Raw genomic sequence first — 21749 nt, forward strand, 5'->3', positions numbered from 1 at the left:
TGTCATGCCGGCCAGGCGAGCCTCTACGACAGAATGAGCGGGTGAGTGTTGACTACCGACCGCTGTTCGCCCCGGTGAGCCGCGACGAGGTCGCGCAGTTCAAGCAGATGTCGCGCGCCACCGGCCAACCGTGGGCGCACGCGACCTCCGCCGCGACCATCCTCACCGTGGTGATCGGTGTCGTCGCAGCCGTGGTGGTCTTCGGCGTGTTCGCCACGTCGCCTCCGGTCGCCGTCGCCTCGTTCAGCTCCGCCGGCGCGGTTTCCCTGCCATTCCTCATCGCCCCGGTCGTCCTGGTGGCGATCGGGGGCTACACGGGGTATCGGTACTTCCGTCAGGCATCCGGGCGCTGGGAAAGCCTGCTCCGCCGCACCCGATTCGCGTCACTGAACCAGCTGGCCTATTCCACCGGAACCCGGAACCCTTCTTATCCCGGCCTCATCTTCTCCCTCGGTGACGCTCGGCAGACGTCGGACAATTACCACTCCCTCACCCGGCCGCAATTCGATCTCGGAAACTACCGCTACACGACCGGGTCAGGGAAGGAGAAGACAACCCACACCTGGGGGTACCTCGCGGTACGTCTCGATCGGAAGCTTCCGCACATGGTGCTCGACGCGAAAGGGAACAACAGCATCCTCGGTGGGAGCACACTGCCCACCAGTTTCCGCCGCGACCAGAAACTCTCCCTGGAGGGAGACTTCGACAGGCACTTCACCCTGTACTGCCCGCGCGAGTACGAACGGGACGCCCTCTACGTGTTCACGCCCGACCTGATGGCCCTCCTGATCGATGAGAGCGCGGCCTTCGATGTCGAGATCGTCGACGACTGGATGTTCATCTATTCGGTGCAGCCGTTCGCCCTCGATCAGGCAGGACCGGTGCACCGGATGTTCCGGATCATCGACACGGTCGGCGCCAAGACGCTGCGCCAGACCGACCGCTACGCGGACGAGAGAATCGGCGACAGCACAATCGACCTGGTCGCTCCCCTCGGCCAGAGGCTCAAGAAGAGCACCACTGTTGCCAGTGTCGGCTTCCTCATCGTCTTCGCCTGGATCACGTTCAGCTTCGTCCGCGCCTGGCTGTAGACCGGCCTGCCCTAGACCGGCCTGCTCTAGACCGGCCTGCTCTAGACCGGCTCGGCTCTAGACAGGTTCGGCTTCAGGCAGCTCGCCGACCAGCGTGAGCCTCTGCGTCGGCCTCGTCATCGACACGTACAGGGCACCGGCCCCACGCTCGCTCTCGGCGACGATCCCCGCCGGGTCCTGAATGACCACGGAGTCGAATTCCAGGCCCTTCGCCTCCTGCGGGCTGAGCACCGTGATGGGCGTCATCAGGCTGTCCGAGCCGAGCGCCACCTGATCCCCATACTCCTCGCGGAGCCGGTCGTGGGTTGCCCCGATCTCGGCGACCGGTGCGATCACGGCCAGGGTGCCAGTGGCATCCAGCTTCCGATCGATACGCACCGCCTCCACCACGTCATCGGCCTGCATGATCGGCCACTCGCTCTCGCGGACCGACCTGGATCGCGTGACGGGCAGCCCGTGCTCGATCGCCCATCGTTCCGCAGCATCCGCGATCTGGCTCGGGGTGCGGTAGTTCACGGTCAGTTCCTCCAGGCGCCACCGGTCGGCCTCGGGTGAGCGGCCCAGCAGCGGGCGCAACGCTTTCTCCCAGCTGGGGGCGGCGGATGCTGCGGCGGCCTGGGCAATGTCGCCGACGATAGTGAACGACCGCAGCGGGCTCCGCCGCAACAGTACTCGCCACTGCATGGGCGACAACTCCTGCGCCTCATCGACCACGATGTGGCCGTAGGTCCAGCTGCGGTCACCGGATGCCCGCTCCGAGGTGGTCGCGGTGATGCTGGACTCCGCGAAGTTGGCCGCGAGGTCTTTCGCGTTGACCATCCCGCCGACCTGCATGTTGGCGATGGCGGCCTCGGCGTTCTCGATGTCGCGCCCCCGCTGCAACTTCTCCTCGCGCTTGTGGGCGGCATCCACCACGTCGTATTCACCGAGGTGCTCTGCCGCCTCATCGAGCAACGGCACGTCGTCGATGGTGAAGGGTGCGCTGCGATCGCGTCGAAGCAGGGCGCGCTGCTCGTCGCTCCAGCGTGGGGTCAGCTCGGCCAGCCAGTGCGGCCGTGCGTAGAGGTCCTGCAGCAGCTTCTGCGGGGTCAGCGGCAACCACGCAGTGTTGAGCGCCACCCGCACATCGTGTGAGGTGCGCAGGTCTTCGCGGAGCATCGGATAGTCGCTCTCATCGATCGAGTTGCCCTGCGCCTTCAACTGCTCGGCCCACTGCCTGGTCAACTGATTCAGAGCGCTCTTGACGAAGGCGACTCTCGCCTCGTTGTGCGGCTTGTGAGAGTTGCGCGCCTTCGCGATCGCCTGCTCGATCGTTTGCGGCTGCAATACCACTGTGTCTCCGCTGACCTCCAGCGACTGCGGCCCCGCCGGTACCCGCTGCCGCGAGCGAACCGCCCTCGACACCAGGTCGGCCATCATGGTGCGCCCCTTCAGCAATGAGACCTGCGGGACATCCTGCACCGTCGCATCCACTTCCGGGAACAGCTGGCCGACGCTGGCCAGCACCACCCCGGTCTCACCGAGGGAGGGCAGCACGGCTTCGATGTAGTTGAGGAACGAACGGGATGGGCCGACGATGAGCACCCCGGAGTTCCGCAGCCGTTCGCGATGCGTATAGAGAAGGAAGGCGGCGCGATGCAGGGCGACAGCCGTCTTACCGGTGCCCGGCCCGCCCTGGACCACCAGGATGCCCTTCAGTTCCGAGCGGATGATGCGGTCCTGTTCGGCCTGGATGGTCGACACGATGTCGGACATCCGCCCGGTGCGCTCAGCGCTCAGCGCCGCCAACAGGGCTGACTCACCCTGCAGGTGTTCTACGCCATCGCGGTCGAGCAGGCTGGGGTCGAAGATCTCGTCTTCGATGCGCACCACATCCTTGCCCTGGGAGATCAGGTGGCGCCTGGCGCGGATCCCGAGCGGCGTCGCTGCGGTCGCCTGGTAGAACGCGCTGGCCTGCGGCACCCGCCAGTCGAGCAGGACCGGCCGCTGGTCCTCGTCGCGCAAGCCGATGCGTCCGATGTAGTGGTGTGTCGCGCCGTCTTCGTCACCATCGTTCAATTCGATCCGGCCGAATGCCAGGCGTTCGGTGACCTCCCTCAACTGGACGATGCGGTCCTCGTAGAGGCGGGCAAAAGTATCGCGCTCGCTCCTGGCCTGGTGGTGACCGCCGACGTTGAGCGCCCGCACCGCCTCCAGCTGCCGTTGAGCTTCGCCTTGAAGCTGACCCAGCCGCGCATAAAGCCTGCGCACGTAACGTTGCTCGTGCTCCAGATCGTTGTCGATCACTAAACCGCCCTCGAAAAATTCCAGCACACTAGCTTAGCTGTGCTTGCCGAACGGTGGCCGCGGACAGCGCTTCACCGTCCGTGACGCCGGTTCAGTCAGTGGCGGATGCCGGTCAGAGCTGCTGTTCGCGAAGAATCTGCAACGCGCGGTTGACCCGGTCGCTGAGACCGGCCACCCCGCGGCTCGTGCGTCTCTCGAGCTCGTCCAGGGTCTTCACCACTTCGGCGCGCTGCTTGCCGTTCACCAGCGCCCACGACGCCCGCGCCCGCAGTGAGATCCGGGCACTCCGGATGGCGAGGAAGATGCTGGCAGCAGGAATGAGCACGGCGGCGAATCCCATGACCATCGCGCCCCACGCGTTCTCCGCGTCACCCAGGCCGGTGATGATGGCCACCCAGATCGCGGCGAGCGCCAACACCGCCAGCGCGATCGGAATGATGCGCAGGAGCCGGGCGATCTTCTCGTGCCGCACCGCCTCGCGCTCATCGATGACCCGCAGCTCTGAGCGCCAGGCGTCGACATCGGCCTTGGTGAGTTTCCTCGCCTGGGCGTCACCGATTGCGAACCTGAGCAGGGCGTACGACTGGATGTCCCTGGTCAGCAGGGCAACGGTGGCGACAACGGTGACCGACACGACGAGGACGACGACGGCGAGCGCGAGCAGGATGCCCACCACCACCAGCACGTCGCGGTCGAAGACGAGGCTGGCAGCCAGGTCGATGCCGAGGGCGAGCGCCAACGCCAGCAACGCCGCGGTGGGTGCCACCCAGAACAGTTCGTGGGCACGCCGCCTGGCCAGCTGTCCGGTGCTGGTCCTCGCGTTGCGCAGGTCGAACCAGGCTGTTCCCACGTCGGCGATCTGGAACAGCAGCCCGCCGAGCCACAGCGCCACCAGCCACAATGCGATCTCCCAGGCCATCGTCACCAGCGTTCCTCCAATATGGCCTCGATCTTCGCTCGGGGCGGTATGGACGATACGGCACCCAGCTGTTCGACGGACAGAGCCGAGGCCGCGGTCGCGAAACGGACGGCGTCCGGAAGGTCCCGGCCTTCGGCCACCGCAGCGGCGAATGCGCCGCAAAACGTGTCGCCGGCGCCGGTCGTGTCCACCGCGTCGACTGGCGGTGGGGTGACGGTTGCCACCAGCGCACCGGCCTGGAAAAGCTGCGCGCCACGGGCGCCCAGCGTGACGATCACGGTGTCCACTTGCGCTGCAAGCGCCGATGATGCGACTGCCAGGTCGTCGCTGCCGCCGATGAGGCAGGCTTCGTGCTCGTTGACGATCAGGTAGTCGAGCAGCTCGATCAGCTCGTCGCTGAGGGCGGCCGCCGGTGCGGCGTTCAGCATGACGGCGCAGCCGGCCGCCTGCGCGGCGGATGCCGCCTGCACCACCAATGGGACAGGCAATTCGAGCTGCATGAGGAGCACCCGCGCGGAGGTGATCGCGTCCCGCTCCGGCCCGGTGAGTTCGGTCATGGTCGCGTTGGCACCGGATGCGACGACGATCAGGTTCTCTGCGGCCCGATCGACCAGGATGAAGGCCTGGCCGGTGTCCCGGTCGGTGCGGCGGACAAGCCCACTCGACACGCCCGAGGCTGCCATGGCATCCGCCAAAGAGTCGCCGAAGATGTCGGTGCCGAGCGCTCCGATGAAAGTGGTGGGCGCTCCGGAGCGCGCCGCCGCGACCGCCTGGTTGAGTCCCTTGCCGCCCGGGTGGCGCTGGGCGCTCTCGGCCAGGAGGGTCTCGCCGGGGGCCGGCATCCGCTCGAGCGTGAAGACGACGTCCATATTGGCGCTGCCGACGATCACGACGCGTGCAGGATGCTCGGAGCTCATGTCAACGAGGATACCGGCGTACCATCTCGGCATGACCCGAACCAGTCAGCACGGCAAGGCCTATGAGCGCGAAGAGACCGAGAGCGAGCGGCTGGATCGCAACTGGAACGAGATCCTGCAGGAACTCCGGGTCACCCAGACCGGAACGCAGATCCTCACCGGGTTCCTGCTGACTGTCGCCTTCCAGAACCGCTTCACCGAGTTGGACGGCGTTCAGGTCACGCTCTACCTTGCGCTGGTCGCGGGCGCGATCATGACGACCGCGCTCGGCCTGGCCCCGGTGAGCCTGCATCGGCAGCTCTTCCGGAAACGGGCCAAGGACGAGATCGTGAAGATCGCCAACAGCAGCCTGCAGTTGACGCTCTTCGGCATCGCCCTGGTGCTCAGTGGTACAGCCGCGCTGATCTTCGATGTCGTCGTCGGCAGGGCTGCCGGGATCATCGTCGGCGCGGTGACCCTCCTCATCGTGCTGGTGCTGTGGCTCGTCGTCCCGATGGTGCGCCGCCTGCGTCGCGAGCGGCGCAACACCGGGGTCGAGAGCTAGGTGACATCTACTGCTGGCCGTCTACTGAGGGTCGGCTACGGCTGTGGAGCGGCATCCTCGATGACATCGATGACACCGGTCACCGGAACCAGTCCGCTGAGACGCTCCGGCCGCAGCACCCGCTTGACCTCTTCCTCCGTCATCAGGCCGTTCTCTACAACGAGTTCCGCGATCGACGCGTTCGTGGTGAGTGCGGTGTGCGCCAGCGTGGCTGAGGCCGTGTAGCCGATGTACGGGGTGAGAGCGGTCACGACGCCGACGGATGACTCCACCTGGGCAGCCAGACGCTTCTCGTTCGGCGTGATGCCGTCGATGCAGTTCACCCGCAGCGTGTAGCAACCATTGGTGAGCCAGGCCAGAGACTGGAGGATGCTGTGGGCGATGACCGGCTCGAAGGCGTTCAGCTGCAGCTGTCCAGCCTCCGCAGCGGCCGTCACGGTCGCGTCGGCTCCGATAATGCTGAAGGCGACCTGGTTGACGACCTCAGGAATGACCGGGTTGACCTTGCCCGGCATGATCGACGACCCCGCTTGCTTGGCTGGGAGGTTGATCTCGCCAAACCCGGCCTGGGGACCAGAACTCAGGAGACGCAGGTCGTTGCAGATCTTGGAGAGCTTGACGGCCGCCCTCTTCAGGTTGCCGCTCACCGTCATGAACACGCCAACATCGGAGGTGGCTTCGATGAGGTCCATTGCGGTGACGGTCTTCACGCCGCTCACCTCCGCAAGGTGGCGGCAGACGGCCTCCGCGTACCGGTGGTCGGTGGTGATACCGGTGCCGATCGCCGTTGCACCCATGTTGATCTCGCTGAGCAGTGGCATGACCTCGGTCAGGCGGTCGTAGTCCTCGGCGAGGGTGTGCGAGAAACCGGTGAACTCCTGCCCCAGGGTCATCGGGACGGCATCCTGCATCTGGGTACGGCCGACCTTGAGGATTCCCGCGAACTCCTTGCCCTTCGCTGCGAACGATCCGGCGAGGAGGGCGTGTTCCTTCAGCAGTCGCTGGATGCTGAGGATCATCGCCAGCTTGATCGATGTCGGGTAGACATCGTTGGTGCTCTGGCTCCGGTTGATGTCGTCGATCGGGTGCATGTGCTCGTACTCGCCGTGCTCCTTGCCGAGCAGCTCGAGTGCACGGTTGGCGATCACCTCGTTCACGTTCATATTGGTCGAGGTGCCTGCACCGCCCTGGATCACGCCGACCAGGAACTGGTCGTGGTGCTTGCCTGCGATGAGCTCATCGCACACCTGGTCGATGACGTCGGCCTTCGCCGCATCGAGAACGCCGAGCTCCTTGTTCGCGCGGGCGGCAGCCTGCTTGACCTGGGCGAGGGCCACGATCAGGTCCGTGTAGACAGAGATCGGCCGACGGGTGACCGGAAAGTTCTTCAGCGCCCGTGCCGTGTGGATGCCCCAGAGGGCGTCGCGGGGAACCTCCATCGATCCCAGGGAGTCGCGTTCGACCCTCGTTGGACCTCCCCCAGTTGTAGGGACACCCTTGACCGGTTCCGATTCCGAATAGGGCTCTGTTGTGTTCACGTTGATTGGCTCCGTCGCCTGCTTGGTGGTGGGTAAATGACCCCACCAGCCTACCAACCCCGGATGCGTCACCAACCGCAGGAGATTCACCGAGAGCCCGCAGTCAGACGCCAGAAAACTGCGTATAGCCACGCAATTCCGCGGTAATTCAACGCCAGACGGTGTTTCTGTTGCGATCGCGCCGGAGGCGGTCCGCGGTCTGGGTGCCGTGATCGGTTGTACCCCGCCACGTCGACCCTGCTTCGTGCTCGGGCTGCCCGCCCGTCGGCCAGACCTCGAAGACCGTCCGGAAGCAGCCCTCCAGCCGACGCCCCCTGTGCGGGGGCGTCACCCGGACCGGGGGCAGATATTCCTGCCGAAAACTACCGGCCAGCCGTTACTATTCGATAGTTGCAGTTGTATTCCTCTCGTTTTTTGTTACGGGAGTGAATGTGCTGCACAGCGGCATTCCACGTGGGGATGGATTGTGAGCGGCTCGCCAATATGGATGAGTCGCCGGGACGAGAGGTCAAAGCCTTGCTAGACGACGACATTGTGACGGTGCCCGCAGGTTGGTACCCGGACCCGATGGGGCTGCCGCAGCTTCGCTGGTGGGACAACTACGCCTGGACCGAGTTCACGTCCGCGGCACGCACCCCGCTGATCATGCAGGACGAGCCCAAGCTCGCCTACGCCGACGACGACCTTCCGTCGCGCCGGTCCCAGCGCGAGCAGCGCCAGCAGGACGGCAACCGCCAGCAGAGCGGTAACCCGGCGGACCTGGCCACCACCCTGCGCCAGCTCGAGCCGCCAAAGCCGCAGAACATCGAGCTGAGCCAGCCGGCGCCGAACATCGCCGACACCTCCGTGCCGGCCGGCCCCACTGCAGAACAGCTCCACGAAGAGCAGCGTCAGGAGCAGTATCGCCAGGAGCAGTACCGGCGCGAACAGCAGCAGGAGCAGCAGCGCCAGCAACAGGAGCAGCAGCGCCAGCAACAGCAGTACCAGCAACAGCAGTATCGTGCGCCCGAGCCCGAGGTCGACCCGTTCGCCGAGTTCCTGAACGAGCCTTCCGCACCCCGCGACACCAGAACCCATGGCAGCTACCCCGAGCAGCCACAGTTCGGTGCCGACGCCTTCACCGAGCCCGCATTCGACCAGTCGCTCTACGCCGACCAGGCCACCTCAGCGGGCTACGGGCAGCAGCAGCAGCCTGCCGCCCAGTTCGCGCCGCACTCGGCCAGATTCGGAAACGAGCACGACGCATCCGCCCAGTTCGGATACGGACAGCAGCGTCTCGGCGTTCACGCGCCGCTCGCGTACACGCCGTTCGTCTGGATCATCGCGATGATCCCGCTCATTCAGCTGGTGGGCATCCTGCTCGTCGTCTCCGCTGTCGACGTGGCCATGGCGCTTCCCTTCCTGGTTGCCATCGGCGTCGGCCCGTACATTGCAGGCATCCCGCTGGCCCTCGCGGACCAGCGACAGCTGATGCGCATGGGACACCAGCGGCCGGCGCACTGGGCCTGGTCGATCCTGACCTCCCCCGCCTACCTGGTGGCTCGTGCCATCGCGGCCAGCCGCGAGCACGGCAAGGGATTGACCCCGCTGTTGGTCTGGGCCTCGCTCAGCCTGCTGCAGGTCGCATCCATCATCGCGGTACCCGGCATCCTCATCTCAGCCATGCCCGCCGTCTTCAGCGCCGAGGTCGAGGAATCCATCGAGGCGGACTCCGCCATCGCGGGACGCGAACTCGCAGTCGATTGCCCGGCCACGCCGCCGGTCCAGATCGGCGGAACGTTCAACTGCACGGGCGTCCTCGCCTCGACCGGCGAAGAAGTCGGCATTGTCGTGCGACTGCAGCGTGCCAACGGCTGGATCGACTGGCGCGTGTACGGAATGGTGTGGGAGAACGCCACCCCGGCGGGCGCCAGCCCGGATGCCACCGAAGACGCGCCGACCGATTCACTCGAGGGCGACGCTGTTGAGGGTGAAGCCGTCGAAGGCTGACCAGAACCGCGCTACTGAGCAACGTGAAGAAGGCCATCCCGCTGGGGTGGCCTTCTTCACGTCACGGCTACAGTAGGGACGGTGGATGGCGAAACCGGTGCGTGGCTGAGCGATCGGGAACGCCGAAGGCTGACCCGGCTCCCCAGTGATCGCGCCAAGGTGGCCACCCTGGCCAGTACCGGCCTCATCGCCGCGTTCATGCAGACGCTTGTCACCCCGATCTACCCGCACCTGCCCGCCTTCCTGGACACCACTCCAGCGGATGCGTCGTGGGTGCTCACCTCGACGCTGTTGGCAGCCGCAATCGCGACCCCCATCGCCGGCCGCCTCGGCGACATGTTCGGCAAGCGTCGCCTGATCCTGACCCTGCTCCTCATCATGACCGCCGGGTCGATCATCGCGGCGCTCTCCAACACGCTCATCCCGATGGTGATCGGGAGGTCACTTCAGGGAGTCGGGCTGGGAGTGATCGCTCTCGGCATCAGCGTGCTGCGTGACATCCTTCACCCCAAGCGGCTGGGTGCCGCAATCGCGCTGGTCAGCGCCACCCTCGGGGTTGGAGGTGCCGTCGGCCTGCCGATCGCCGCCGTCATCGCCGAGAACTTCGACTACCACTACCTGTTCTGGCTGGCAACGCTTCTCAGTCTGGGGGCGTTCGCCCTGGTGCTGGCCATCATCCCGGTGAGTACGCTGCGCACGGGTGGGAGGTTCGACTTCGTGGGGGCGGTGGGCTTCGGCATCGGACTCGTCGCCATCCTGCTCGCTATCGCGAAGGGCAACGAGTGGGGCTGGCTGAGCCCCGTGACCCTCGCTCTGCTCGGCGGCGGAGTCGTGGTGTTCATCGCGTGGACGTTCTACGAGCTGCGGACAACGGATGCGCTGGTCGACCTGCGGGTGGCCGCCCGCCGGCCGGTGCTGCTGACCAACCTGGCCTCCATCTCGGTCGGGTTCGCCTTCTTCGTCACGGCGGCCTCCCTGCCGATCCTGCTCGAAGCCCCGGCGTCGACCGGTGTGGGGCTCGGCCAGAGCCTGCTGGTCGCCAGCCTGTGCCTGATGCCGAGCGGGTTGGTCATGTTCTTCATCTCGGGCACCGCCGCCCGGCTGTCGGCCGCGCGGGGGCCGCGCACGAGCCTGGTGCTGGGCGGCATCATCCTGACGGTGAGCTTTCTCGTGGGCTCATGGCTGATGACGGAGCTGTGGCACGTGATCCTGCTGTCCACCATGGTCGGCTTCGGAACGGGATTCGCGTACGCCGCCATGCCGACCCTGATCATGCACTCCGTACCGCCCACGGAGACGGCCGCGGCGAACGGGCTCAACTCGGTCATGCGCACGCTCGGGTCGACGGCGGCCGCGACGATCGTCGGAATCATCCTGTCCACCCAGGTACAGGTGGTCGGCGGCATCTCGGTGCCGACGCACGAGGCGTTCCGCCTGACCTTCCTGCTCGCAGCGGGCGTCTCGCTGGTCGGGTCGCTGATCGCCGCGTTCATCCCGCGACGGGAGATCCGCTACGAGGACACGGCGAGTATCCCCGTCCAGCGCAGGCCTGAACCCTGATACCGGATCCGGCGCTGACGCCACCGGGCAGGAATGGCCCGTTAAACGGGCCTGGGTGGCGGGGCCGAAAGCGGTGATCGCCGATCTGCGGATATACCCCCGTACTCCGCGACCGACTCTCGCCTAGCCACCGCCACCCAGCTGCCCCCGTGTTGCGTGATAGTCACAGTAGCCCCGTGCGCCCCAGAGGTTCTGCCCCCAAAACGCGGGTCAGCTATATAGGGGACACTGCGGAGGCTCGATTCCGCCCTATTCTGCGGCGTCCATCGCCTGCTCCAGCAGGCTGACCAGTGCATCCAGCTGCACGTTCGACGCGTCGACCACGTCCTCGTCCGAACCGTCGAGTGCGCGTGCCGCGAGGCCCGCCTTGCTGTCGATGAGCTCGGCGATCTTCGCATCGATGGTCTGGGAGGCGATAATCCGCCACGCGGTCACCGGCTCGGCCTGACCGATGCGGTGGACCCGGTCGATGGCCTGGGTCTGCTCAGCCGACGTCCAGCTCAGTTCGGCCAGGACGACGTTGGATGCCGCCTGCAGGTTCAGGCCGACCCCTGCTGCGGTGAGCGACGCCACCACGACGGAGACTTCCGGGTCGTTGTTGAAGGCGTCGACCTGGGTCTGGCGGAACTTCGCGGTCTGGTCGCCCCGGATCGACACGGTCTTGAGCCCTCGTTTGGCCAGGACCTCTTCTGCCGTGTCCATCACGTCGATGTGCTTGGCGAAGAAGACCACCTTGCCGACCGAGCGGGCGAGCTGCGCGGTGTAGTCCGCGGCGAGCACAGCCTTGGCCTGTCCGATCTTGCGGACCATGGTGAAGACGTTCTCCCCCGTCTTGGCAGCCTTCGACTCGTCGAGTTCCGCCCGCGCCACCATTCGCATGAGTTCCGGGTGCCGGTCGCTGTCCCCGGCTTCACGGCTGAGGTTCGGCGACGACTTGACGAGAGCGTTGTACCTGGCGAGCAGGCGCTGCCCCAGTTCGAACTCGGCCTGGCGGATGCTGCGCCCCAGGTCGTCGTCGAGCTCCACCGGCAGGTCGGCGATGCGCTTGGCCGGCAGGTTGGCGGCAACGTCCAGCTTCTTGCGCCGGACGATTCCCATATCGATGACCGTCTGGCGTGCTTCGGCGAAGAAACCGAAGTCGGCTGGGGTCAGCCCGTTCTCTTCCAGTGCTTCCATCAGCGCGGCGGTCGGCTTCTCGCCGTCGATCCAGCCGAGGAACTGCCAGATGGCCCTGAAGTCCTCGATCGTGTTGATCAGCGGGGTTCCGGTCAACGCGATCATCAGCGCGTTGCGACGCGACTTGCGGATGCTGTCGGCCAGCGACAGCACGTGCTTCGAGCGCTGGGACTCGCGGTTCTTGATGAAATGGGCCTCATCGACCACCATGCCCTTGAACCCGAGGGTCTTCAACCAGCCGACGTGTCGATCGAGTACGTCGTAGTTGACGATGACGACGTCGGCATAGGCGTCAAGGTCCTCACCGGAGCCGTGGATGACCGTCGCGGTCTTATTGGGCGTCCACAGCTGCACCTCGCGGGCCCAGTTCATCTTGACCACGTTGGGCACGACCACCAGCAGGGGGTAGGAGCCCGTTACCGAGGCGGCGAGCAGCGCCTGGGCGGTCTTGCCGAGTCCTGGCTCATCCGCCAGCAGGTAGGTGCGGTGGCCCTCCCGGGCGCTGGCCACGAACGCCGCCTGATGGTTGAACAACGTGAGGTCGTCTGGCACGGCCCGGTCGGCCGGCGCAGGCTCCGGAAGGCCCATGCTGGCGACGTTGCCGCCTGAGCCGTACTCGAAGGCCCGGAACAGCGGCTCGAGCAGCTCCCAGTTGGCCAGGCGCCTGGCCACCGGCTTCTGCTTGACCGGCTGGCTGAAGTCGGGCGCCAGGAACGGGTTGCTCAGCTGGCGGGAGATCACCGATTGCGGGACGACCTGCTTCTCGGCGGCCACCGTGGGTTCAGGGGCCTCGGATGCGATGATCAGCTCGTCGGGGCTGAGTTCGGCACCCGAGGCCATCAACATGTCACGACGGAGTTTGCGTGCGGCGTCGGAGATGGTGGCGTCCTCCGCGAGGAGGGCGATCAGGGAGGTGTCCCGCGCTGCCGTCTTGGCGAGGATCGTGGCAACACCGTCGAGGCGCTTGAGGGTCTCCACCCGCTCCGCGTCGGTGAGGGAGCTGTCGTTTTTGGCGTGCGCGCGCTCCTCGCGCATGAGCAGCGCGATGACCTGGAACTTGGTGCGGTTGGACGGCCCGACCTTGCCGCGCTCGGCGGCACCCTCGATCTCGCGAACGGCGCGCGCGAGCACCGGGATGAGTCCCACGTCGTCTCCCGGACGGGAACGACGATGCGGCGCCTTGCGTGAGCTTGAACGACGCTGGGTCGTCTTGCCTGACGCGGCGTTGCCGTGTGATTGGCCGGAGCGGGCCATGATCCTCCTGAATCAAGTGGTGTCACTGCCCCCTGGCAATGACAGCGCCGCATCCAGTGGATGCGCTCGATCGGCCTGACACTGCACAACAAGATCAGCGGCCTGCCGATGGGCGGCGATTCTAGACTCAAGCAGCGCGTGAACCCAGACTGTGTAATCGTTTGAGAGCGAATACAGCCTGTGCAATACGGTCGAGACGGTGATCGGAATCGTCAGCGCCCACCCAGTTTAGGGCATCCGCGCCGGAATTGCTTGAATGCGTCGGCGTGGTCACCAGGCGAGTTGCCGCGCTCTAGCCCAGGCGCTTCAGGTCGCGCAACGCTGGGCCCTCCAGCCGGGCACCGGTCGCGGTGAACCGCGAGCCGTGCAGCGGGCAGTCCCAGCTGAGCTCAGCGTCGTTCCAGGAGAGCACGCCGCCCAGGTGCGGGCAGACGGCAGACACCCGATGCACTGCCCCATCGACCCGGCAGGTGCCGACCGGGCGAATTCCGTCGTGGGTGACGGCACCGGTCGCCTCAGGCAGCACGGGAGGAAGGTCACAGGTCCAGGCCTTCCAGTAGCCGCGGGCGAAGTGAACGGCGACCGAGGCGTTCGCCCCCAGGAAGGATCCGACATCCGCAGCGCTGGTGACTCGATGGTGGAGGGTGCGCGCCCACGGCAGGTGCCCACCCAGGATGTCCGCCGAAAGCGTCAGGGCTGCCGCCACCGCGTTGGCCATGCCCCACTTGTCGTAGCCGGTGGCGAGGAAGATGCGTCCACGGCCGCGGGGCAGCCAGCCGACGTATGGGATGCGCCCGACCGGCTCGTAATCCTGGGCGGACCAGGAGTGCGTGCGCTCGGCCCCGGGAAAGTTCTGGAGGGTCCAGCGGTGCAGGTCGCTCACCGCCGCCTTCGGCGACGGTGACCGCCCGACAATGTGGCCGTTGCCTCCGACAATCAAGTGTTGCCCGCTTTCCACCGGCACGGCGCGCAGTGACCGGCCCGGGGAGTCCACCGAGACGTACATGCCGGCGGGAACCGGTCCCGGCACAGTGAAGGCGAGCGCGTAAGAACGCTGAGGGACGACCTTCGCGAAATAGAGCCCGCGGTCCAGCACCGGAATGCCGGTCGCCAGGATGATCTTGCCGGCAAGCAGGTCACCCCGGCTGGTGCCGACCACGGTGGGGTCGCCCGCTCTGGCGCGAGTCAACCTGGTGTGTTCGTGGATCACGCCGCCGCGGGCTTGCACGTCGTTCGCCAACTCGGCAAGCACATCCATCGGATTGATCTGCGCCTGGTCCGCCAGGCGCACGGCGCAGTAGGTCCGGTAGGGCAGCTCATCTGCAGCGGCCATGGTCGCGTCGAGTCCGAGGCGACGTGCCGCTCGCAACTCGCGTTCGACCACTCGAGCGCCATCCGGGGTTCCCGCGTAGCTGTACGCGTCGCGACGCTGCGTCGGAATTCCGTGGTCGTCGCAATAGCGGAGCAACCACTCCATGCCCTCGCGATTGGCCTCCACGTAGGCACGGCCGACGCGAAGGCTCTGGTGGCGCAGGATGGAGCTCAGGCGGGTTCCGTGCAGCAGGCTGACCTTCGCTGTTGTGTTGCCGGTGGTGACCGCGCCAACCTCCCGTGCCTCGATCACGGCAACCGAGAGACCCGAGCGTGCGAACAGGAGTGCAGTGGTGAGGCCGGTCAGGCCGGCGCCCGCCACCACCACATCGAAGCGTCGACCCGCCTCGAACGGGTTGCTGACCACCTCCGGCCGCTGGTGGCCCGGCGTGGTTTGGGTCGGGTCGAGCCACAGCGACGTCATCGTCGACGATTCAGTTGTGCTTGTCATGCTGCACACGGTAATGCGCCGCGGTGCGTCAAGCATCCGCTTTCAGCGTTCTTTGACGTCGCCCCTGCGGGGTGTCAGCTGTCTTTGCGGGGAACCTTGATGAACACGCCGGATGCGATGAGCACGAGTGCCGCGACGAACTGGAGGGCGACCCAGCCCTGCCCGCTCAACTCGATCACCCAGGCGGGGTTCCAGATGACGGCGATCGGCCCCAACCCGATGAGCCACCACCAGGCGCCAGACTGCCACGCGTAGACGGCGACGATCACCGACAGGATGCAGACACCGAACCGGATGAAGAGGTAGGCGTCCGACTCCAGGAGCGCGAGACCAGCGAACAGCACCAGGGCGGCGAGGATGCCCGGCGCCAGGGCCGGTCGGGTGAAGTTCGGCGTCGTGGCGGTAGGCATGCCACAAGGCTATGGCAGATGGCGTCCCCTAGAGTCGGCATGTGACCGCGAACCAAACCGCAGCCGACTCCCGGGCGATCGCCCATCTTCAGGAACTCGTGCGCATTCCCACGGTGTCCCAACTCGATGAGACCACCACCGATTGGACCCAGTTCAGCCGCTTCATCGAGACGTTGCCGACGTTGTACCCGCTCGTCCACGAAAGCCTGGAGCGCGAAGTGGTTGGCGGATACTCGCTGCTCTATCGGTGGCCCGGACGCACCGCAGGTAGTGCGTCCGTGTTGATGGCCCACTACGACGTGGTGCCGGCCACCGCCGACGGCTGGACGCATCCGCCGTTCTCCGGTGAGTTGACGAACGACGACGCCGGCACGCCGGTGATCTGGGGACGCGGAACGCTGGACGACAAGGGGTCGCTGGTGGTGACGCTCGAGGCCGTCGAGGCGCTGCTCGGCGACGGCTTCATACCGGAGCACGACGTGTACCTGAGTTTCGGGCACAACGAGGAGACGGCGGGAGACGGCGCCCAGGAGATCGTTGACCTGCTGGATGCGCGCGGGGTCGTTCCCGCTTTCGTCCTGGACGAGGGCGGTGCCGTCGTGGAGGGTATCTTCCCCGGTGTCGATGACCCGATCGCGGTCATCGGTGTGGCAGAGAAGGGCATTCTGACCCTGACCATGACGGTCGACCAGAACGGTGGGCACGCGTCCACCCCGCCGAAAATGACGGCGACCGCTCGGCTGGCGAAGGCGATCGTCGCCTTGAACCGCAAGCCGTTCCGGGCGGGGTTTTCCGTCACCAACCTGGAGATGATCCGGACGCTGGGTGCGCACGCTCGCCAACCCTTGCGGTTCGCGTTCACCCGGCTGTGGCTGACCCGCGGGCTGCTGCTCTGGCTGTTCCGGCGCCTCGGCGATGAGACCAGCGCGATCGTGCGCACCACGCAGGCAGTCACCCAGCTCTCCGGAAGCCAGGCGTCGAACGCGCTGGCCGAGCGCGCGGTGGCGACCGTGAACATCCGCGTTGCCGTCGGGTCGTCGGTGGCGGATGCCGTCGAGCATGTTCGCCGCGCGGTGGCAGACCCGGCTGTGCGCCTCGAAACCCATCAGCCGTCGGAGCCTTCACCGGTCTCCCCCACCACCGGCCCGGCGTGGGAGCGACTGCGGGGCGCGGTGGAGGCCACCTACCCCGGCACGATCGTGACGCCGTACGTCATGCTCGGTGCCAGTGACAGCAGGCACTTCACCCGCATCAGCGAACACGTCTACCGCTTCAGCCCGTTCGAGATGTCGAAAGACGAGCGGGGCACGCTGCACGCGATGAACGAGCGCATCACCGTGTCGACGTTCCTGCGTGGGATCGAGTTCTACCGGAGGCTGATCGGCGGGCTCTGAGTTCTCGCTCGGTGGTCTCGATACACGTTCTCGCTTCGCTCGCCCGCACTCGACCCGCAGAACTATGATTTTTCACGTTTGCTGTCGCGTTTTCGTTGTTTCTGTTTTAGTCGTTCGACGTGCCGGGTGGGTGATCGGCTGGCGGGGTGCCAGAGTCCGTCGCCGCGCAGCCAGGCGGGTGCTTTCACGTGGGGGGTCTTGTTGATCATCTTGATGTGCCAGCCGGAGGTCGCGATGGTGCGGTGGTGGTACCAGCAGAGCAGGACGCCATTATCTGTGTGGGTGGGTCCGTTTTCGCTGTCGGGGGTGACGTGGTGGATTTCGGTGGCGGCGGCGGGGATGGTGCAGCCGGGGATGATGCAGCCGCCATCGCGGAGGGTGATGGCGCGGCGTTGGTTCGGGGTGAAGCAGCGTTGTTCGGAGCCGAGCTGGATGATGGCGCCGTTTCGGTCGAGGGTGACCTGTTGGGTGCCGCCGGTGCAGATCATCTGGTGGACGGCCCGCAGGGAGAGGGGGACGGTTTGACCGCCGAGTCCGCCGAGGGAGACGAATCCGGCGCCGTGCCCGGAGTGCAGGGTGTCGGCGGTGACGGAGACCAGAACGGTGGGGGATGCTCCGCCGATGGTGGGGGCGGTGCCGGAGCGGGCGAATCCGTCGATCATCGCAGCGAACACGTCGTGACGTTGCTGATCCGGGGTGCGCGGGTCGACCGGGCCGGGTACAGCCTCGGTCGAGACGCCCCCAGTCGCGACGCCCCCGGTCGAGCTGCCGTCTTCGGTGTCTGGCGGGGTCCCGTCGGGGAGGAAGGCTGGTCCGGTTTTGGGGGTGAGGCAGGCGTCGAAGATTTTCCCGAGCCGGGCGTGCACTTCGGGCATCAGCGCGTACCGGCCGTGGACCAGGCCATCGGCGCTGTTATAGCTGCCCGGGGAAAACATCCGCCGGCCCATCGCCTTTTCTTCGGTGGGGAGGGTGCCGTCCTGGTCGAGGAATACCCGCCACACCGATGCTTGGCCGCGGATCTCTTCCGCCGTGCACGGCACCGGGGAGTCCGGGCTGGTGCCGGTGGCGGCGGCGACCAGTTCGGCTTCGGCTCGCTGCACGGCGGCGACGTCGGCGCGGACCAGGGTCGGGGATAGTTCGGTGACGATCGCGCTGGCCGCGTCGACGCCGAGGGTGCCGTCGTGGAGGGCGGTGGCGATGTGCGGGAACCGGGGCGGGAACAGGTCTCCGGATAGGGCTTCCTGCACCCGGGTTTCGGTGCCGAGCTTCAGCCGCCGCCGCACCGTGCCGGTGGAGGCGAGGGTGACCCGGCGGAGCAACTCGACCGCATCTCGGCAGCCCTTGCGCACGGCGAGGGAAGCGGAACCGAGGGTGGGGCGGGACCGGTGCTGGAGTTCTCCGGCGGCTTCCACCCGGCGGGCATCCACCACCCGGCCGAGGCGTTCCAAATGCCCGGTGGTGACCAGCAACGTGTCATCCGAGACCGGGCGCAGCGCCCCGGTCGGCAGCACCGTCTCCAACGAGGTGACGAGAGTGTCGATCAGCTGATCGACCTCGTCTTCGAAGATAGCAACGGAACTGGACATGCATCTATCCTCCCACTTTCGCACCTGTATCTGAAGGAGATTCAGCAATCTGTGGAGAACAAATCCACCGACAACTGGGGAGGAGAAGAGCCGGCGAGGGCTGGCCCGGGCGGACTTGCTTACAGTGCTGCGAAATTCGCGTGCTAATCGGACAACGGCCCGTCAGTTTTTCTGCAGCTCCTCGGCGAGCATCACGATGATGCCGCTGGGGCCGCGGACGTAGGTGAGCTTGTAAACGTCCCGATAGGTCGCCACTCCGCGAAGCGGGTAGCATCCGTGCCTCGCGGCTATCTCAAGGGCTGTGTCGATGTCGTCGACCGAGAAGGCGACGCGGTGCATGCCAATCTCGTTGGGACGAGTGGGCTCCGACTCGATCGCCTCGGGGTGGATGTACTCGAAGAGCTCAATACGGCCATGACCGTCTGGCGTCTGGAGCATCGCAATGTTTGCGCGGTTGCCGTCAAGGCCGACCGCCGTGTCGGTCCATTCGCCACTGACCGTGTCGCGGCCGACGACAGTCAGACCGAGGTCGGTGAAAAAGGAGATCGTTGCGTCCAGGTCGCGAACGGCGATGCCGACGTTCTCGAGCTTGATTGTCATACCCTGCATGCTACGAGCCCAGCCGGCTACATGCACCGCCCCCGGGCAGCTGAAAGCACACGCGCTAAGCCGGGCGGGAGTACTCGTCTTTTCGGATGACCCTGATCGGGCTGGTCATCGGAGGACGTTCGCGCAGGCGCTCAAGTGCTGGCAACAACTCGGCAAGCCACGCCTGGTAGCCCTCGGCGTTCAGGTGCAACTGGTCGTCCGAGTATTGCGGGTTGATGCTGCCATCTTCCAGGGCCAGCGCCGGCCACAGGTCGAGGTACTGGGCGCGCACGGTCGCGCTGAACTGGCGCAGGTGGATGTTGGCGTCCTTGATGCTGCGGGCGAACTCGCGTCCGCGCGGCAAGATCGAGTGCACCAGCACACGTGACTCAGGCAGCGCGCGACGCAACTCGATGAGCATCGACTCGATGTTGCGCACCAGGTGCTCAACCGTTTGCCTGGTGCCCAGGTCGTTGGTGCCGATCAGGAGCAGCACCTCATCCGGCCGGGTCTCGATAACGGAATCGAGCCTCGCCAGGGCGTCATCAGTGGTATCTCCGCTGACACCGAAGTTGTGAACCGTGTTGCCACCGATCCAGTCGGCCCAGTCGCCCTCGCGAACCAGAGAATCGCCCACAAAGGCAATTGTGTGCGCTTCTGCGGAGTCTGTCGTTGCCATGTCGGCACCTCCCGGATCGCACTGTCGTCGCTCCATCATGTGCGGTGTGGCTGGGAAACGCCAGTGTACCCGGGTCGAACGTTACGTTCCCGGTGCCGTTGCGGCCAGCCAGGAGTCGAGGGCGCTCGGCTGGTCGGTGATGATCCCGTCAACGCCGAGGGCGAGCGCTGACCGCCAGCTCTGCTTCTGGTTGAGCGTGTACAACAGGATGCCGAATCCGTCCTGATGGATGCGGTCGACCACCGTGGCATCTGCCTCCACCGACGGCGGCGAGGTCACCACGCCGATGGCACCGAACTCCCGGATGAGCGCGACAGGGTCCGCGGGCAGGTCGCGGATGATGATCATGCGCGGCAGGTCGGGAACCACCTCCTGCAGCCTGGTCAGCGTGTCGGTGTTGAAGCTGGCCACCACAACCCGGCGCGCCAGGCCGTGGGACTCGACGAGGGTGCTGACCGCGATCAGGGCCTCTTCGGTCCAGTCTCCCTTGAGCTCGAGCATCGCCTTCTTGTTCGACTCGGCCAGTAACCCGAGGAACGATTCCAGGGTCGGAATCTGCAGGCCGGCGAACACCTTCGCAAACCAGGACCCGGCATCCAGCTGCTGCAGTTCCGCCAGAGTCAACTCGGACACCCGCCCGCTCCCGTTGGTGGTGCGGTCAACCGTGGCGTCGTGGATCAGCACCGGCACGCCGTCGGAGCTCAGGCGGATGTCGGTCTCCACGTAGACCATGGTGCCGTCCAGCGCGCTCTGGAGCGCTGGGATGGTGTTCTCCGGCGCGGCGGATCGGTCGCCGCGATGCCCTGCGATCAGCGCGGAGTCGCCCGGCTCACGCAGCGTCCCGAACATGCTGGTCGCATGGCTCTTGTTGGCGGACGGCCCGAGAACGAGCACAAGCACGAAGGAGAGCGTGAGCGCCGAGGCCACTATCAGCCTGAGCATCGGGCCGGTCATCGGGGTACCGGACACCGGGTGGAACGCTGTCGCCATTGACATCGATCTTCCGTGGGTCGCTAGGGCCCGCGGATGCGGGTGAAGCCACTCTAGTGGAAGCCGTTACCTTTTCGTTACCTAACTCCTTGCCCCCGAAAGAGGGTCAGCAACTCAGCGAGCGTGGCTGAACCGGAACCATCCTGAAACGGCGACGATGAGGGCGCCGACAAGGCCGGCTCCGAGCGACAGCTTGGTGGCGATGGATCCGGATGCTGCTGCCGCCGAGTCGCCCTGGGCACGTTCGGCGTGGCGCTCGGCCCGCTTTTCTGCACGCTTGTCGTCAGCAGCGGATGCTTCGCCATCAGTTTCCGACAGGAACGCCGAGACCTCTGCCGGCGCCTTTGCACTTCGCTGTGGCACGGCCGCCGCGTCGGATGCCTCCGGAGCGGCGGGAGCCGGCTGGGCGGCGTCAGCGGCGGGCACCGGTGCGGGGGCGGGGGCAGCTGCCTGTGGTGGTGGTGGCGCCGGCGCCGGAGCCGGGACGCTCGCACCGTACTTGGCGAACACCTGAACGGACCACGTCGTTCCCCCGGACGAGACATGGGCGATGCCGATGTCGGTGAAATCGCCCATGATGTTGGCGCGGTGACCCGCCGAGTTCATCCACCCCTGGTGCACTGCCGAGCCGCTGGGGTAACCCTGGGCCACGTTCTCAGCGGCCTTGCTCCAGCCGCCCGGAATCTGGCTGGAGTAATTGGGGTTGTGGCTCATCGTCCCGTTTGCCGCCATCTGGTTGGCCCAATTGGCTGCTACCTGGCTGAGAGACGCGTTGAGGGTGAGCGGGCCGAGCCCGCCCGCCGCGCGGCTCTGGTTCGCCAGTGAGTGAATGGTTCCCTCATCGAAAGCCGCGGCCGCCGTCGGCGTGCCGAGTGCGCCGAACAGCCCCAGCGCGAGAGCGCCGACCAGCACCAGCAGTCCACGCAGGCTCCGACGGGCGACGGCAGGTTCGTGGGCAGGGGCAGCGGCAAGGCGTTCAGGCATCGGAACAGAGTAGCCACCGACC

Annotated in this window: 17 protein-coding genes; 5 read left to right on the forward strand and 12 right to left on the reverse strand. The window is 66.4% G+C overall.

Annotated features, from left to right (window positions below; translation table 11 throughout):
* Nucleotides 1-41 precede the first annotated feature (41 nt).
* Complete coding sequence (locus ACX3O0_RS07495; RefSeq protein WP_459107312.1) at nt 42-1091, forward strand: hypothetical protein; 1050 nt, start codon at nt 42-44, stop codon at nt 1089-1091.
* Nucleotides 1092-1148: 57 nt separating this feature from the next.
* On the opposite strand, the gene ACX3O0_RS07500 is transcribed toward ACX3O0_RS07495, so the two are convergent.
* From ACX3O0_RS07500 to ACX3O0_RS07510, 3 genes are all read right to left on the reverse strand, one after another.
* Entirely contained in the window at nt 1149-3377 is a 2229-nt protein-coding gene (locus ACX3O0_RS07500) for a HelD family protein (RefSeq protein ID WP_459107313.1), read from the reverse strand.
* Nucleotides 3378-3489: 112 nt separating this feature from the next.
* Entirely contained in the window at nt 3490-4302 is an 813-nt protein-coding gene (locus tag ACX3O0_RS07505) for a hypothetical protein (RefSeq protein ID WP_459091496.1), read from the reverse strand.
* The gene (locus tag ACX3O0_RS07510; protein ID WP_459107314.1) at nt 4299-5213 is read right to left on the reverse strand and encodes a ribokinase; all 915 of its coding nucleotides are present in this window, start codon (nt 5211-5213) and stop codon (nt 4299-4301) included. The genes ACX3O0_RS07505 and ACX3O0_RS07510 overlap by 4 nt, the downstream gene beginning before the upstream one ends.
* 31 nt (nt 5214-5244) lie before the next feature.
* Here ACX3O0_RS07510 and ACX3O0_RS07515 point away from each other — a divergent pair, with 31 nt between their 5' ends.
* A complete protein-coding gene (locus tag ACX3O0_RS07515) occupies nt 5245-5757 on the forward strand; it encodes a DUF6328 family protein (RefSeq protein ID WP_459107315.1) in 513 nt (170 codons plus the stop codon).
* A 35-nt stretch (nt 5758-5792) separates the two neighbouring features.
* On the opposite strand, the gene ACX3O0_RS07520 is transcribed toward ACX3O0_RS07515, so the two are convergent.
* Nucleotides 5793-7295: an aspartate ammonia-lyase gene (locus tag ACX3O0_RS07520; RefSeq protein WP_459107316.1), complete on the reverse strand. Its 1503-nt coding sequence runs from the start codon at nt 7293-7295 to the stop codon at nt 5793-5795.
* A gap of 540 nt (nt 7296-7835) precedes the next feature.
* On the opposite strand from ACX3O0_RS07520, the gene ACX3O0_RS07525 reads away from it, so the two are divergent.
* Together ACX3O0_RS07525 and ACX3O0_RS07530 are read left to right on the forward strand one after the other, a co-directional pair.
* Nucleotides 7836-9284 carry a DUF2510 domain-containing protein gene (locus tag ACX3O0_RS07525; RefSeq protein WP_459107317.1) on the forward strand — a complete coding sequence of 483 codons (1449 nt, stop codon included), beginning with the start codon at nt 7836-7838 and terminating at the stop codon, nt 9282-9284.
* Nucleotides 9285-9365: 81 nt separating this feature from the next.
* Nucleotides 9366-10844: an MFS transporter gene (locus tag ACX3O0_RS07530; protein WP_459107318.1), complete on the forward strand. Its 1479-nt coding sequence runs from the start codon at nt 9366-9368 to the stop codon at nt 10842-10844.
* A 249-nt stretch (nt 10845-11093) separates the two neighbouring features.
* Here ACX3O0_RS07530 and ACX3O0_RS07535 read toward each other — a convergent pair whose 3' ends face one another.
* From ACX3O0_RS07535 to ACX3O0_RS07545, 3 genes are all read right to left on the reverse strand, one after another.
* Nucleotides 11094-13274: a DEAD/DEAH box helicase gene (locus tag ACX3O0_RS07535; protein WP_459107319.1), complete on the reverse strand. Its 2181-nt coding sequence runs from the start codon at nt 13272-13274 to the stop codon at nt 11094-11096.
* 292 nt (nt 13275-13566) lie between these two features.
* The gene (locus ACX3O0_RS07540; RefSeq protein ID WP_459107320.1) at nt 13567-15096 is read right to left on the reverse strand and encodes an FAD-dependent oxidoreductase; all 1530 of its coding nucleotides are present in this window, start codon (nt 15094-15096) and stop codon (nt 13567-13569) included.
* 74 nt (nt 15097-15170) lie between these two features.
* Nucleotides 15171-15506 carry a DUF6804 family protein gene (locus tag ACX3O0_RS07545; RefSeq protein ID WP_459107321.1) on the reverse strand — a complete coding sequence of 112 codons (336 nt, stop codon included), beginning with the start codon at nt 15504-15506 and terminating at the stop codon, nt 15171-15173.
* Nucleotides 15507-15547: 41 nt separating this feature from the next.
* On the opposite strand from ACX3O0_RS07545, the gene ACX3O0_RS07550 reads away from it, so the two are divergent.
* Complete coding sequence (locus ACX3O0_RS07550) at nt 15548-16900, forward strand: M20/M25/M40 family metallo-hydrolase (protein ID WP_459107322.1); 1353 nt, start codon at nt 15548-15550, stop codon at nt 16898-16900.
* Nucleotides 16901-16962: 62 nt separating this feature from the next.
* Here ACX3O0_RS07550 and ACX3O0_RS07555 read toward each other — a convergent pair whose 3' ends face one another.
* The 5 genes from ACX3O0_RS07555 to ACX3O0_RS07575 all read right to left on the reverse strand — a co-directional run bounded on the left by ACX3O0_RS07555 (nt 16963) and on the right by ACX3O0_RS07575 (nt 21727).
* Nucleotides 16963-18486, reverse strand: coding sequence for an HNH endonuclease signature motif containing protein (locus ACX3O0_RS07555; protein ID WP_459107323.1), 1524 nt, complete (start codon nt 18484-18486; stop codon nt 16963-16965).
* A 162-nt stretch (nt 18487-18648) separates the two neighbouring features.
* Nucleotides 18649-19086, reverse strand: a complete 438-nt coding sequence (locus tag ACX3O0_RS07560) for a VOC family protein (protein WP_459093608.1) — start codon at nt 19084-19086, stop codon at nt 18649-18651.
* A 64-nt stretch (nt 19087-19150) separates the two neighbouring features.
* On the reverse strand, nt 19151-19753 hold the full coding sequence (locus ACX3O0_RS07565; protein ID WP_459093607.1) for a GDSL-type esterase/lipase family protein: 603 nt from the start codon (nt 19751-19753) through the stop codon (nt 19151-19153).
* A gap of 81 nt (nt 19754-19834) precedes the next feature.
* Nucleotides 19835-20749, reverse strand: a complete 915-nt coding sequence (locus ACX3O0_RS07570) for a glycerophosphodiester phosphodiesterase (protein ID WP_459107324.1) — start codon at nt 20747-20749, stop codon at nt 19835-19837.
* Nucleotides 20750-20857: 108 nt separating this feature from the next.
* A complete protein-coding gene (locus ACX3O0_RS07575) occupies nt 20858-21727 on the reverse strand; it encodes a CAP domain-containing protein (RefSeq protein WP_459107325.1) in 870 nt (289 codons plus the stop codon).
* Between the last annotated feature and the right edge of the window lie 22 nt (nt 21728-21749).

The sequence above is a fragment of the Homoserinimonas sp. A447 genome, assembly GCF_054489325.1.

Bases quoted from the DNA above. Each gene is read 5' to 3' on its own strand.
- ACX3O0_RS07510 (WP_459107314.1), bottom strand. From the start codon at position 5,213: ATGAGCTCCGAGCATCCTGCACGCGTCGTGATCGTCGGCAGCGCCAAT.
- ACX3O0_RS07515 (WP_459107315.1), top strand. From the start codon at position 5,245: ATGACCCGAACCAGTCAGCACGGCAAGGCCTATGAGCGCGAAGAGACC.
- ACX3O0_RS07535 (WP_459107319.1), bottom strand. From the start codon at position 13,274: ATGGCCCGCTCCGGCCAATCACACGGCAACGCCGCGTCAGGCAAGACG.
- ACX3O0_RS07540 (WP_459107320.1), bottom strand. From the start codon at position 15,096: ATGACAAGCACAACTGAATCGTCGACGATGACGTCGCTGTGGCTCGAC.
- ACX3O0_RS07545 (WP_459107321.1), bottom strand. From the start codon at position 15,506: ATGCCTACCGCCACGACGCCGAACTTCACCCGACCGGCCCTGGCGCCG.
- ACX3O0_RS07555 (WP_459107323.1), bottom strand. From the start codon at position 18,486: ATGTCCAGTTCCGTTGCTATCTTCGAAGACGAGGTCGATCAGCTGATC.
- ACX3O0_RS07560 (WP_459093608.1), bottom strand. From the start codon at position 19,086: ATGACAATCAAGCTCGAGAACGTCGGCATCGCCGTTCGCGACCTGGAC.
- ACX3O0_RS07565 (WP_459093607.1), bottom strand. From the start codon at position 19,753: ATGGCAACGACAGACTCCGCAGAAGCGCACACAATTGCCTTTGTGGGC.
- ACX3O0_RS07570 (WP_459107324.1), bottom strand. From the start codon at position 20,749: ATGTCAATGGCGACAGCGTTCCACCCGGTGTCCGGTACCCCGATGACC.
- ACX3O0_RS07575 (WP_459107325.1), bottom strand. From the start codon at position 21,727: ATGCCTGAACGCCTTGCCGCTGCCCCTGCCCACGAACCTGCCGTCGCC.